The sequence below is a fragment of the Pseudomonas sp. GG8 genome (genome assembly GCF_052976945.1).
Genome location: NZ_JBRIIP010000001.1, coordinates 395,067 through 408,959, shown reverse-complemented (window position 1 = coordinate 408,959; position 13,893 = coordinate 395,067). Strand labels below are relative to the sequence as shown.

Here is a 13,893-nt window from a genome sequence, read left to right as displayed (position 1 = left end):
ATAGGTAAGTGTGATGGCCTCTTCGTGAATAAATTCACTCCCACAGAAAACATGCGATTCCCTGTGGGAGTGAACTCATTCACGAAAGCGGTATGTCAGGCCAAAACCGCACTATCAGGATGCTCCAGTGATTCCCTTGCTATCCCGCCTATCCCTTCCCCTGCTCCTGGTCATGACCATGAGTGCGTGCGATCACGCGCCGCGTTTCACTAAAGCCGAGCCGGGTGAAGCGTTGTCGGGGGGAAGCGCGACGGTGAGCAAGACAGACCGGAATGCTTTTTCGCTGCCCTCAGCCAATCTTTCGCCTGTACGGCGTCTGGATTTCAGCGTCGGCAATAGCTTTTTTCGCAGCCCGTGGGTGATCGCGCCGTCGACCACCACCGCCCGTGACGGCCTGGGCCCGCTGTTCAATACCAACGCCTGCCAGAACTGCCACATCAAGGACGGCCGCGGCCATCCACCTGCACCAGGCGACAGCAATGCGGTGTCGATGCTGGTGCGCCTGTCGATCCCCAATGATCCCGCCTACGCCACACTCATTGAGCAATCGGGCGTGCTGCCCGAACCGGTGTATGGCGGGCAACTGCAGGACATGGCGATCCCCGGCGTCGCACCGGAAGGTAAGGTTCGCGTCGACTATGAGCTGTTGCCGGTGACCTTCAAGGACGGCACACGGATCGAATTACGTCAGCCCAAACTGCAGATTACCCAACTCGGCTATGGACCGATGCACCCCGGCACCCTTTTCTCCGCGCGGGTCGCACCACCGATGATTGGGTTAGGTCTGTTGGAGGCGATCCCGGATGCGGCAATTCTGGCCAACGCCGACACTCAACACCAACGGAACAATGGCATTACCGGGCGCCCCAACCGGGTCTGGGACGACGCACAACAGAAAATCGTGCTGGGGCGATTTGGCTGGAAAGCCGGGCAGCCGAATCTCAACCAGCAAAATGCGCACGCCTTCTCGGGCGATATGGGCCTGACCACCGGCCTCAAAACCGCCGATGACTGCACCTCGACCCAAATCGACTGCCTCAACGCGCCAACCGGTAAAGGCCCTGAAGGCGAACCGGAGGTCAGTGATAACATCCTGCGTCTGGTGCTGTTTTACAGCCGCAACCTGGGAGTGCCCGCGCGACGGGATGTCGACAACCGACAGGTGCTGGCCGGCAAGACTCTGTTTTATCAAACAGGCTGTCAGCAGTGTCATACGCCACAGTTCACCACGGGTGCCAACGCCGCCGAACCCGAGCAGGCCAATCAAGTGATCCGCCCTTACAGCGATTTGTTGCTGCACGACATGGGCGAAGGACTGGCCGACCATCGCAGCGAGTTTCAAGCCACTGGCCGCGACTGGCGTACTCCGCCGTTGTGGGGCATTGGCCTGACCGAAACAGTCAGCGGGCACACACAGTTTTTACACGACGGTCGCGCTCGGAACCTGCTTGAAGCCGTGCTCTGGCACGGTGGCGAAGCGCACGCCGCGCAGCAACAAGTATTGGCGTTTAGCGCCGAACAGCGCACTGCATTATTAGCGTTTTTGAACTCGCTTTAACGATGTAATCCCTATTGATGAGAAGAGGAGCCGGACATGTTCCGCCCCAAACTGTTATTCACCAGCCTGGCCGCCTTTGCCATCGCCGCCTGCTCGCCACAAGACCCACAGGCCGTGACGTCTGCCGCCATCGCCAAACAGGTGATACTGCCGACCTACAGTCGCTGGGTCGATGCCGACCGCCAACTGTCGATCAGCGCGTTGGCGTTCTGTCAGGGCACGTCAGACCTGGACACCGCCCGCGCCGACTTCCTGCACGCGCAAAAAGCCTGGGCTGAATTACAGCCATTGCTGATTGGTCCATTGGCCGAAGGCAATCGCGCCTGGCAAGTCCAGTTCTGGCCAGACAAAAAGAACCTAGTGGGGCGCCAGGTAGAGCAATTGGTCAGCGCACAACCGCAGATCAATGCCGACGCACTGAGCAAGTCCAGCGTCGTGGTGCAGGGCCTTTCGGCGTATGAATACATCCTGTTCGACGCCAATGTCGACATGGCCAACACCGAGCAAAAAACCCGTTATTGCCCCCTGCTGATCGCTATCGGTGAGCGCCAGAAAGCGCTGGCCGAGGAGATCCTGACCGGCTGGAACAGCACTGATGGCATGCTCGCACAATTGAGCAAGTTCCCTAATCCGCGTTATGCCGACGCCCATGAAGCCATCGCTGAATTGCTTCGGGTGCAGGTCACCGCACTGGACAGCCTGAAGAAAAAACTTGGCACGCCATTGGGTCGTCAGACCAAGGGCATACCACAGCCGTTCCAGGCCGACGCCTGGCGCAGCAAGGCATCGTTCAGTAGCCTGGAAGCCAGCTTGATCAGCGCCGAGACGGTGTGGTCTGGCGTCGACAACCACGGCCTGCGTGGCCTGCTGCCCGCCGAACAAAAACCACTGGCCGACAAAATCGATGCCGCTTATGCCGCCAGCCGCCAGCTGCTTTCAGCGTTGAAACCTCCGTTGACCGACCTGCTCGCCACCGACGCTGGTCGTCAGCAGCTCAATGCCTTCTACGACAGCCTCAACGCCCTCCATCGTTTGCATGAAGGCGAACTCGCCAAGGCGCTGGGTATCCAGCTTGGCTTCAACGCTAATGATGGTGACTGATATGTTGCGACGTCAGGCCCTGGCCCTTGGAAGTCTGCTGCTCGGCGCTTGTACGCTGGGCGGCTGGACACTCTTTCAGCAAAAGGGGTTTCGGCAAAAAGGAGCGAACCCTCTGCTGCTTTCCGCTCGGGACGATGGCAACGGCAAGCACTATGCCGTGGGGTATCGTCTGGACGGCAGCCAAGTCTTCGCCACTCAGGTCGGCCAACGTTGCCATGACATCATCAATCACCCTGACCTGCCCTTGGCGCTGTTCGTCGCGCGCAGGCCCGGGACGCAAAGCTACCTGCTCGACTTGCGGGACGGTCGTTTGCTCCAGACCCTCACGTCCCGGCCCAACCGGCACTTCTACGGCCACGCCGTCATTCACAAAAGTGGCGAATGGCTGTACGCCACTGAAAACGACACCACCGACCCAGGACGCGGGGTGCTGAGCGTCTATCAGTTCGTCAACGAACGCCTGGTACACAGTGGCGAAATCCCTACCCACGGCGTCGGCCCTCATCAGGTGTCGTGGATGCCCGATGGCGAAACCCTGGTGGTCGCCAACGGCGGGATTCGCACCGAAGCCGAAAGCCGGGTCGAAATGAACCTCAATGCCATGCAGCCCAGCTTGGTGCTGATGCAGCGCGATGGCACCTTGTTGAGCAAAGAAGCCCTCAGCCAGTCGATGAACAGCATCCGCCATCTGGCCATCGCCAGCGACGGCACGATTGTCGCGGGGCAGCAGTTCATGGGCGAAGCACACGAGTCGTCTGAACTGCTGGCGATCAAACGCCCCGGCCAGCCCTTCGTGGCGTTCCCGGTGGCCGACAGCCAATCGCAGGCGATGAATCACTACACCGCCAGCGTTGCAGTGCACAGCGAACTGCGTCTGGTGGCCCTCACCGCACCGCGCGGCAACCGCTTTTTTATCTGGGATCTGGACAGCGGCGAAGTGCGTCTCGATGCGTCACTGGCCGACTGCGCAGGCGTCGGCGCAGTGACGGATGGTTTCGTCGTCACCTCAGGCCAGGGACGCTGTCGATTCTACGATTGTCGGCAAACAGAGCTGCTGGCAAAGCCTCTTGAATTGCCGGCGGGGCTCTGGGATAACCATCTGCATCTGGTTTGATGCAGGGCCAGCAAAGCTGGCTTATCCTGAACCAGCACGCCCGTAGTTCCTGCAGTATCGCCCCGAGACAACGCTGGGGCGGCGGGATTCATGTGCTCGCCCGATTCAACGGTTTTTCCAAGGAAGTGGAATATGCTGCGTCGCCGGATGCTGATCATGTTGGGGGTTGTGCTGCTCGTGGCGCTGAGCCTAGCGGGCTATAAAGCCTTTTCCGTCTATCGGCAGATCCAGGTATTCGCCACCCCCAAACCGCCCATCAATGTTGCCGTCGTTACCGCCAACGAACAACCGTGGCAGAGTCAGCTCCCGGCGATTGGCACCCTCAAGGCCTTGCAAGGGGTCGATCTGAGCCTGGAGATTGCAGGGACGGTCAAGGCCTTGCAGTTCGAGTCCGGGCAGAAGGTCACTGCTGGTCAGCTGCTCCTGCAGTTGGACAGCGATGTTGAAAGGGCGCTGTTGGGCACCGCTGAAGCTGAATTGGGCCTGGCGAAGATTGAGCACGGACGTGGCAGCCAATTGGTCGGTAGCCAGGCCATCTCCAAAGGCGATTTCGACCGGCTCGCCGCACAGTTGAAAAAAGCCTACGCCTCGGTCGCCCAATTAAATGCCGCGTTGGCGAAAAAAAGCATCCTCGCCCCCTTCAGCGGCACCATCGGCATTCGTCAGGTGGATGTCGGTGATTACCTCGCGAGCGGCACGATGATCGCCACGTTGCAGAATTTGAGCAGTTTGTACGTCGACTTCTATGTACCTGAGCAAGCGGTGCCGAAACTGGGGGTTGGCCAGGTAGCGCTGGTCACCGTAGCGGCCTATCCGGCACAAACCTTTGAGGCGAAAATCAGCGCAATCAACCCGAAAGTCGATGACGCCACGCGCAACATACTGGTCCGCGCCACGCTGCCTAACCCTGGCGGCGAGCTGCTGCCGGGGATGTTCGCCAGTCTGCAGGTATTGCTACCCGGCGCCAGCACCCGCGTGGTGGTCCCGGAAAGCGCGATCAGCTATACCCTCTACGGCAATTCGGTGTATCTCGTGGTGGCGAAAAAAACCGCCGGGGGCGAGCCCGAAAAAGACGCCAAAGGCGAGCCGCAATGGACCGTGGAGCGGCGCTTCGTCGAGACGGGCGAGCACCGCAATGGTCGAGTGGTTGTCAGCAAAGGGCTGAGCGCCGGTGAACGGGTGGTCAGCGCTGGCCAGCTCAAACTGGACACTGGAGCCCATGTCGCCATCAGTGCCGACAAGACACTGCAAGCCGAACAGAACAGCCCGCCACGCGCTGACTGATCAAGGAATTCTTCATGGCGTTTACAGATCCGTTCATCCGTCGTCCGGTGCTGGCCACCGTCATCAGCCTGCTGATTGTACTCTTGGGCTTCCAGGCATTCGGCAAGCTGACCATTCGCCAATACCCGCAGATGGAAAACGCCCTGATCACTGTGACAACGGCTTACCCCGGGGCCAACGCCGAGACTATCCAGGGCTATATCACCCAGCCGTTGCAACAGAGTCTGGCCAGCGCCGAAGGCATTGATTACATGACCTCGGTCAGTCGTCAGAACTTTTCGGTGGTGTCGATTTATGCACGCATCGGTGCGGACAGCGACCGGCTCTTCACCGAGCTGCTGGCCAAGGCCAACGAGGTCAAGAACAAGCTGCCGCAAGACGCTGAAGACCCTGTATTGAACAAGCAGGCCGCCGATTCAACCGCCCTGATGTACATCAGCTTCTATAGCAGCGAATTGAGTAACCCGCAGATCACCGACTATCTGTCACGGGTGATTCAGCCCAAGCTTGCGACCCTGCCGGGCATGGCCGAAGCAGAGATTATCGGCAATCAAGTCTTTGCCATGCGCCTGTGGCTCGACCCAGTGCGCCTCGCCGGTTACGGCCTGACCGCCAGTGATGTCACTGCGGCCGTGCGCCGCTACAACTACCTGTCCGCTGCCGGCGAAGTAAAAGGCGAATACGTGGTCACCAGCATCAATGCTGCCACCGAATTGAAGTCTGCCGAAGCCTTTGCCGCCATCCCGCTGAAAATCTCGGGCGACCGCCGCGTGCTGCTCAGCGATGTCGCCCGAGTGGAAATGGGGGCGGAAAACTATAACGCGATCAGTTCTTTCGATGGCACGCCGTCGGTCTATATCGCTATCAGGGGTACGCCCAGTTCCAACCCGCTGGACGTGATCAAGGAAGTGCGCAAGATCTTGCCGGAGCTGGAAAACCAGTTGCCGCCCACCCTGAAAATTTCCATTGCCTATGACGCTACCCTGTTTATTCAGGCATCGATTCATGAGGTGATGAAAACCCTGATCGAAGCGGTGTTGATCGTGATTGTCGTGGTGTTCCTGTTCCTCGGCGCCCTGCGTTCGGTGCTGATCCCGGTGATTACCATTCCGTTGTCGATGATCGGCGTGTTGTTCTTCATGCAACTGATGGGTTACTCGATCAACTTGCTGACCTTGCTCGCGATGGTGCTGGCGATCGGGCTGGTGGTGGACGATGCGATTGTGGTGGTGGAGAACATCCATCGGCATATCGAGGAGGGAAAGACGCCGTTCAACGCGGCCATTGAAGGCGCCAGGGAAATCGCGAGGCCGGTGGTGTCGATGACCCTGACCCTGGCAGCCGTCTATGCACCCATCGGTTTTCTTCAAGGCCTGAGCGGGGCACTGTTTAAGGAGTTCGCCCTGACGCTGGCAGGCGCGGTGGTTATTTCGGGAGTGGTAGCGCTAACGTTGTCGCCGATGATGTGCGCCCTGCTTTTACGTCACAACGAGAATCCTCGTGGCCTGTCGCACAAACTTGATCAGACCTTCGGACGCCTCAAGGCCCGCTACCAACGCATGCTGCACGGCACGCTGAATACGCGGCCCGTGGTGCTGGTGTTTGCCTTGATCGTGTTATGCCTGATTCCGGCGCTGCTCAAGTTCACCAAATCGGAATTGGCGCCCGATGAAGACCAGGGCATCATTTTCATGATGGCCACGTCGCCACAACCGACTAATCTCGACTACCTGAACGCCTACACCGATGAGTTCATCGGGATCTTCAGGACGTTTCCCGAGTATTACTCCTCGTTCCAGATCAATGGCTTTGACGGGGTGCAGACCGGTATCGGCGGTTTCCTGCTCAAGCCGTGGAACGAGCGCAACCGCACGCAGATGCAGCTTCTGCCTGAGCTGCAGGCCAAAGTCGCGAAGATCGCGGGCCTGCAAGTGTTCGGTTTCAACTTGCCGTCGCTGCCGGGTACGGGCGAAGGCCTGCCGTTCCAGTTCGTGATCAATACGCCGAACGACTATGAGTCGCTGCTGCAAGTGGCCACCCGGATAAAGACGCGCGCGGCCGAGTCAGGCAAGTTTGCGTTTCTCGATATTGATCTGGCCTTCGACAAGCCCGAGGTAGTGGTCGATATCGATCGGGCCAAGGCGGCGCAGATGGGTGTGTCCATGCTCGATCTGGGCGGCACGCTGGCAACATTGCTCGGCGAAGCGGAGATTAACCGTTTCACCCTTGATGGCCGCAGCTACAAGGTCATCGCGCAAGTCGAACGGCCGTATCGGGACAATCCTGACTGGCTGAACAATTACTACGTGAAGAACAACAAAGGCGAACTCCTGGCACTGTCGACGCTGATCAAGGTCCATGACCGGGCCAAACCGCGTCAGTTGAACCAGTTTCAGCAACTGAATTCGGCGATTATTCAGGGTTTCCCGATTGTCGGCATGGGCGAGGCTATCGAGACCGTTCGCCAGATCGCCACAGAAGAAGCACCACACGGTTATGCCTACGACTATGCGGGCGCTGCGCGGCAGTTCGTGCAGGAAGGCAATGCCTTGTGGATGACCTTTGCTCTGGCACTGGCGATTATTTTTTTGGTGCTGGCGGCGCAGTTCGAAAGCTTTCGAGACCCATTGGTCATTCTGGTGACGGTCCCGCTATCGATCTGCGGGGCACTGATTCCGTTGTTTCTGGGGCTATCGAGCATGAACATCTATACACAGGTGGGACTGGTGACGCTGATAGGGCTGATCAGCAAGCACGGCATCCTGATCGTTGAGTTCGCCAACCAATTACGCCGCGACAAGGGCCTGAGCGCCCGCGAAGCGGTCGAAGAAGCCGCTGCGATTCGTCTGCGTCCGGTATTGATGACCACGGCTGCGATGGTATTTGGCATGGTGCCGCTGATTCTTGCTACCGGTGCCGGGGCCGTCAGCCGCTTCGACATCGGCACCGTGATTGCCACGGGAATGTCGATCGGCACGCTGTTCACCCTGTTCGTGCTGCCGTGCGTGTACACGCTGCTGGCGGCACCTGACAAGAGGGCTGATCTGGCCCTCGATCTGTAGAAACCAAAAGGCCCCGTAAAAACGGAGCCTTTTGATTGACGAAAGTTTTCAATTTTCTTGTCTCATCCCTTGAGTCAAGCCATACATAAACAGTAATAGGTCATGATCGGGCCTCATAGACTCCTGAACCTTGGCCACACGTGGCAAGAGGCATCGACCCTCGCCATGTTGCGCACTCAATATCTTGGGCCCAGGTTGCTCCCAGAGGGCCAGCGCCAAGGATGCGATCCCTAAAGCCCCCACCAAAAAAAAACCTCGGGCTATTTCGAGTTTCATTAATGCAAGCCTTTGATAGCGCTGCCAAACGCCGTCTCGTAAAAGTAGACGAGTTTCTGCCATGCTGTTGCACTGAACGACGAATGGCGACGAAGATCGGGCTCGTCGACCCACTCTCCTCGCCGGGTCCAGAAGTACGCGAAACGATCCTGAACTGCAACATTCGGTTCTGCGACAAAGTCCACCGTCATCCTGTTACCTCTTGCGCAATAAATAAACTCGGCCTTACCCGCAGAAACTCACGCAGCAAAGCCAACGTGGGACACCTCTGCGAGCGAAACGGTTCCTTTATTTTGCAAATGGTATTACAAGGCATTGGGCCGCGCCTCCGCCAAAACTCAGCGTGGCGCCACCTTCAAGTCAACTCTAAAACGACAGCCATTTGGCTCTACGTTGCTCAGACTCACGCTCCAGCCCTGGTTTTCACAGATCCGCTGGACCAGTGAAAGCCCCAAGCCCAACCCTTCACCTCGCTGCTCGTTGCCGCGCACGAACGGCTGGAACATGGCTTCACGTTTTTCCTCGGGAATCCCGACACCGCTGTCCTCGACCACAAAGCCTTCTGCTTCTAGCGTAAGCCGGATAAACCCGCTGTCGGTGTAATGCAATGCGTTGCGCAGCAAGTTGCCCATCACCGCATGAAGGAACGTGGCGTTGTAGCCTGTGTCCGAAGACTGACCAGGCTCAAACAACAGTGTCAAACCTTTGGCCTCAATGGGTTCTCGCCACAACGTTATCAACTGATCAGCTGCCGCAGCGAGGGATAGCTTCGGCGCCATGTCCGAATCCTCACGCTGGGTCCGCGCCAGCATGAGAAAGGTTTGCACCAGATCACGCATCTCTTCACAGGCACGAGCAATACGCTGCACCTGAGCGCGTGCGCGCTGATCGAGGGCCGGATTTTCAAGCAGCAACTCACAGGAGCTGGCAAGTACCATCAGCGGCGTGCGCAGCTCATGACTGACATCACTGGTGAACAAGCGCTCTCGCGTCAGGGCCTGACGCAAACGCCCGAGCGTGGTATCAAAGGCCACGGCCAGCTCACCCACTTCATCGGCGGCATAGTCTGGCGCCAAGAGCGGCGCAAGCCCCAACAGTTGATCGCGATGCCTGACCTGTCTGGCCAGCCTTACCACCGGCGCCATTACTTTTCGCGCCAATATCCAGCCGAGGAACACTGCCAGCCCCAGCGCAAGGACGAACCCGACCAGCACCACCGCGAACAGCACCCGTTCACGCTCTTCAAAATCGCTTTGATCCTTCAACAACGCGTATCGACGTCCGTCGACGACGACCACCATGACGTGATAGGAAAGGTCATCACGAAAGACTTCATGAAACCCTGGCTCCAGATGCCGTAAATCTTTAGGCAAATCGAACTCACCACGGCCGTCGCTGAAATAGAACAGCTCACCTGGCTCCGGGCGATGGCTCCAGTCGCTAATGCTGTCCATCAACAACAAGCGGTTGAGGTCGCTCCCAAGACCTGCGGAGATCAGCTTTTCTTCGACCACATGGACGGTTGCCACGATGCCTAGGGCGAACGATCCTGCAACCAACGCACTCATCAACGCGAACGCGATGATGATCCGCTGGGCAAGGCTTTGTTTAAACTCCATCACGGCCCTCGGCCAAGCGGTACCCAACGCCATGTACCGTCTGCAGCAACGGCTTGGCAAACGGTTTGTCGATCACCTGACGCAACTGGTGCACATGGCTACGCAGGCTGTCGCTGTCTGGACAATCGTCGCCCCACAGGGCCTCTTCAAGAATCTCCCGACGCAGCACATGCGGGCTTTTCTGCATCAATACCGCCAAGAGCTTGAGGCCGACAGGGTTGAGTTTGAGCAGGCGCCCTTCCCGAGTCACCTCTAAGGTATCGAGGTCGTAAATCAGGTCAGCGACCTGCAGGGTGCGCCTGCCTCCCCCCTGAGCACGGCGCAATACCGCTTCGATTCGTGCAGCGAGTTCGGACAAGGCGAAGGGTTTGAGCAGGTAATCGTCAGCGCCGGAACGGAAGCCTTGCAGCCGGTCGTCCAGTTGATCGCGTGCGGTGAGCATAATTACAGGGGTATCGCGCCGGGCATCCTCGCGCAGCCGCTTGCACAGGGTATAGCCGTCTATACCGGGCAGCATGATATCGAGCACGATCAGGTCATAGTGCTCGGTGGCCGCCAGATGCAAACCGGAAAGCCCATCCTGCGCGCAGTCGACCGTATAGCCCTTCAAACCCAGGTAATCCGCCAGGTTTGCCAGGATGTCGCGGTTGTCTTCAACCAGCAGAATTCGCATGGGGTACTCTCTCTGTATGCTGTTAAGGCCTTGAAGCTGGCGCAGCTTAAGGCCAAGTGACGCGCTCGACCAGTTCTAACGGTCAGGACCGGGTCGCTGGGTCGATCTCGCTCAACGTTTTTTTCACAGCGGGTTCACAACCGCATTACAGTGGCGCTGCCAGACTTTGGCCTTTGCGATCAGGAATCATCAATACGGTTAGCGCTATCGGCGCCGGCGCGCTATTGGCCTTTACGGTCCACCACTGGTTTGTCCGGGGGGCTGCCGAGCGTCAGTATATTCATCATGCTCCAGGCTGATCGGCCTGGACCCTCTCTCTATGCGCTCAGGATATTTCATGCCTTCACCTTTTGCCCGCCCCTACTCTCGCCCACTCAATCTTTGGGTGTGCCTGGGTGTCCCCGCCGTTACAGCGGTCATTCTGATCTTGCTGGAACTGACCTCCCTGGACATGGATATCGCCAGGCACCTCTATGACCCGGTAGCGGGAGACTTTATCGGTCGACACAGCAATTTCCTTGAAGACGTCCTCCACAACCGCGCAAAACAGGCAGTGATTGCGTTCAGTCTTATTTCCCTGGCTGCCTTTGCCGGCGCTTTTTTTGTGCAGCGCCTGAAACCGTGGCGCCGCGAACTGGGTTGCCTGGTACTGTCCATGGCGCTGTCCACCGCCTTCGTGACACCCGTCAAAGTCGTCACCTCGGTGCAATGCCCATGGAGCCTGACTGAGTTCGGCGGCCAAGAAACCTACAGCGAGTTGCTAAGCCCTCGTCCTGCGACCGACAAACCTGGGCGCTGCTGGCCCGGCGGTCATGCTGCGACCGGCTTTACCCTGTTCGCACTGTTCTTCGCCTTGCGTGATCGCCGTCCTCGCCTGGCACGAGCCGCATTGGTATTTGCCTTCAGCCTGGGCACGATTTTCTCGATTGGTCGAATGCTGCAAGGTGCGCACTTCTTCTCTCACAACGTCTGGACAGCGGTGTTCTGCTGGCTGATTTGCCTGGGGTCGTATTACGCCGTGTTATACCGCGCTGAACCGAAGATAGTCCCGGCGAGTAAACCTCTGGTCGCCAAGGCTGGTTGATTCTGAGTCTGTGTGCGGAGCGGAACTTTAACGCTCGCCGCACAGCTCAGCCTCACCGACTACCCGCCATAAAAAAACCCCGCCGAAGCGGGGTTTTTTATGGGAGAGGTAAAGCTGGCTTACATCATGCCGCCCATACCACCCATGCCGCCCATGTCCGGCATGCCGCCGCCAGCAGCCTTGTCGTCAACCACTTCAGCGATCATCGCTTCGGTAGTGATCATCAGGCTGGCGATGGAGGACGCCGCTTGCAGAGCAGAGCGAGTCACTTTAGCTGGGTCAAGGATGCCCATTTCGATCATGTCGCCGTATTCGCCAGTAGCAGCGTTGTAACCGAAGTTACCCGAACCCTGCTTGACCTTGTCGACAACTACGCTTGGCTCGTCGCCGGAGTTGGAAACGATCTGACGCAGTGGAGCTTCTACAGCGCGACGCAGCAGAGCGATACCGACGTCCTGATCAGCGTTGTCGCCTTTCAGGCCAGCGATTGCTTGCAGGGAGCGAACCAGTGCCACGCCACCGCCAGGTACCACGCCTTCTTCAACGGCTGCACGTGTTGCGTGCAGGGCGTCTTCAACGCGGGCTTTCTTCTCTTTCATTTCAACTTCGGAACCGGCGCCGACTTTGATTACTGCAACGCCGCCGGACAACTTGGCCAGACGCTCTTGCAGTTTTTCTTTGTCGTAGTCAGACGTGGTGTCTGCTACTTGCGTACGGATCTGAGCGATACGCGAGTCGATATCGGCACGAACGCCAGCACCGTCGATGATGGTGGTATTTTCTTTGTTCAGCACAACGCGCTTGGCATTACCCAGGTGTTCCAGGGTAGTGGTTTCCAGGCTCAGGCCGATCTCTTCGGAGATAACGGTACCGCCAGTCAGAACAGCGATGTCCTGCAGCATGGCCTTGCGACGATCACCAAAGCCAGGAGCTTTGACGGCTGCAACTTTCACGATACCGCGCATGTTGTTCACAACCAGAGTCGCCAAGGCTTCGCCTTCAACGTCTTCAGCAACGATCAACAGCGGACGGCCAGCTTTGGCCACTGCTTCCAGAACTGGCAGCATTTCGCGGATGTTGGAGATTTTTTTGTCGACCAGCAGGATCAGCGGACCGTCCAGCTCGGCAACCATGGTATCTGGCTTGTTGATGAAGTACGGGGACAGGTAGCCACGGTCGAACTGCATGCCTTCAACAACAGACAATTCGTTTTCCAGGCCAGTGCCTTCTTCAACGGTGATAACGCCGTCTTTGGTCACTTTTTCCATAGCTTCGGCAATGATGTCGCCGATGGAGCTATCGGAGTTGGCGGAGATGGTACCCACCTGAGCAATGGCCTTGGTGTCGGTGCAAGGCTTGGACAGCAGCTTGAGCTGAGCAACGATAGCGATGGTCGCTTTGTCGATGCCGCGCTTCAGGTCCATTGGGTTCATGCCAGCAGCGACGGCTTTCAGGCCTTCGTTGACGATCGATTGAGCGAGAACGGTAGCGGTGGTGGTGCCGTCGCCTGCGTCATCGTTTGCACGGGAAGCAACGTCTTTAACCAGCTGCGCGCCCATGTTTTCGAAACGGTCTTTCAGTTCGATTTCTTTTGCAACGGAGACGCCGTCTTTGGTGATCAGCGGAGCGCCAAAGCTTTTTTCGATAATGACGTTACGGCCTTTAGGCCCGAGGGTCGCTTTAACTGCGTCAGCCAGGACGTTGACACCAGTGAGCATTTTTTTACGGGCGGAGTCGCCGAATTTAACTTCTTTTGCAGCCATGATCGTTATTCCTTAAATACTGGGTAGTAACGGAAATTCGCGGGAAATACTCAGGCTTCGACGACTGCGAGAATTTCGTTCTCGCTCATCACCAGCAGGTCTTCGCCGTCTATTTTCACAGTGTTGCTGCCGGAGTAAGGGCCAAACACCACTTTGTCGCCTACTTTTACGGCCAGCGCACGCACTTCACCGTTGTCCAGCACGCGGCCGGTACCAACAGCAAGGATCTCGCCACGGTTTGGCTTTTCAGCAGCCGAACCCGGCAGAACGATACCGCCAGCAGTTTTCGATTCTTCTTCGCTGCGACGGATTACGACGCGGTCATGCAGAGGACGAAGCTTCATTGTCGATCTCCTAAT

11 protein-coding genes and 1 pseudogene are annotated in these 13,893 nt (G+C 58.0%); 6 read left to right on the top strand and 6 right to left on the bottom strand.

All coding sequences use genetic code 11. The annotated features are described in order from the left end of the window. Positions 1-172 precede the first annotated feature (172 nt). The 5 genes from ACVBEG_RS02025 (at position 173) to ACVBEG_RS02005 (ending at position 8,119) form a co-directional block, all read left to right on the top strand. On the top strand, positions 173-1,558 hold the full coding sequence (locus tag ACVBEG_RS02025; RefSeq protein ID WP_323566115.1) for a di-heme oxidoreductase family protein: 1,386 nt from the start codon (positions 173-175) through the stop codon (positions 1,556-1,558). 36 nt (positions 1,559-1,594) lie between these two features. Further along, positions 1,595-2,659 carry an imelysin family protein gene (locus ACVBEG_RS02020; RefSeq protein WP_447107307.1) on the top strand — a complete coding sequence of 355 codons (1,065 nt, stop codon included), beginning with the start codon at positions 1,595-1,597 and terminating at the stop codon, positions 2,657-2,659. Position 2,660: 1 nt separating this feature from the next. Further along, complete coding sequence (locus tag ACVBEG_RS02015) at positions 2,661-3,773, top strand: DUF1513 domain-containing protein (protein ID WP_322181753.1); 1,113 nt, start codon at positions 2,661-2,663, stop codon at positions 3,771-3,773. Positions 3,774-3,905: 132 nt separating this feature from the next. Then, positions 3,906-5,057 (top strand): efflux RND transporter periplasmic adaptor subunit, encoded by a 1,152-nt coding sequence (locus ACVBEG_RS02010; RefSeq protein WP_447107306.1) that lies wholly within the window; start codon positions 3,906-3,908, stop codon positions 5,055-5,057. A 14-nt stretch (positions 5,058-5,071) separates the two neighbouring features. Continuing rightward, positions 5,072-8,119 (top strand): multidrug efflux RND transporter permease subunit, encoded by a 3,048-nt coding sequence (locus ACVBEG_RS02005; RefSeq protein ID WP_322217918.1) that lies wholly within the window; start codon positions 5,072-5,074, stop codon positions 8,117-8,119. 48 nt (positions 8,120-8,167) lie between these two features. Here ACVBEG_RS02005 and ACVBEG_RS02000 read toward each other — a convergent pair whose 3' ends face one another. From ACVBEG_RS02000 to colR, 4 genes and pseudogenes are all read right to left on the bottom strand, one after another. After that, on the bottom strand, positions 8,168-8,395 hold the full coding sequence (locus ACVBEG_RS02000; RefSeq protein ID WP_322181757.1) for a hypothetical protein: 228 nt from the start codon (positions 8,393-8,395) through the stop codon (positions 8,168-8,170). Continuing rightward, positions 8,395-8,502 (bottom strand): annotated as a pseudogene (locus tag ACVBEG_RS01995) (lipopolysaccharide kinase InaA family protein); the annotation flags it as partial. The gene ACVBEG_RS02000 and the pseudogene ACVBEG_RS01995, both read right to left, overlap by 1 nt. Before the next feature lie 231 nt (positions 8,503-8,733). Beyond that, complete coding sequence (locus tag ACVBEG_RS01990) at positions 8,734-10,014, bottom strand: sensor histidine kinase (protein ID WP_322181759.1); 1,281 nt, start codon at positions 10,012-10,014, stop codon at positions 8,734-8,736. Next, on the bottom strand, positions 10,004-10,687 hold the full coding sequence (gene colR / locus ACVBEG_RS01985; protein WP_259098423.1) for a two-component system response regulator ColR: 684 nt from the start codon (positions 10,685-10,687) through the stop codon (positions 10,004-10,006). The genes ACVBEG_RS01990 and colR overlap by 11 nt, the downstream gene beginning before the upstream one ends. A gap of 337 nt (positions 10,688-11,024) precedes the next feature. Between colR and ACVBEG_RS01980 the strand changes: the two genes are divergently transcribed. Further along, positions 11,025-11,771, top strand: coding sequence for a phosphatase PAP2 family protein (locus tag ACVBEG_RS01980; protein ID WP_322181761.1), 747 nt, complete (start codon positions 11,025-11,027; stop codon positions 11,769-11,771). A 119-nt stretch (positions 11,772-11,890) separates the two neighbouring features. On the opposite strand, the gene groL is transcribed toward ACVBEG_RS01980, so the two are convergent. Both groL and ACVBEG_RS01970 read right to left on the bottom strand, forming a co-directional pair. Then, entirely contained in the window at positions 11,891-13,534 is a 1,644-nt protein-coding gene (groL, locus tag ACVBEG_RS01975) for a chaperonin GroEL (RefSeq protein WP_219062231.1), read from the bottom strand. A gap of 50 nt (positions 13,535-13,584) precedes the next feature. After that, entirely contained in the window at positions 13,585-13,878 is a 294-nt protein-coding gene (locus ACVBEG_RS01970) for a co-chaperone GroES (RefSeq protein WP_322166002.1), read from the bottom strand. Positions 13,879-13,893 lie beyond the last annotated feature (15 nt).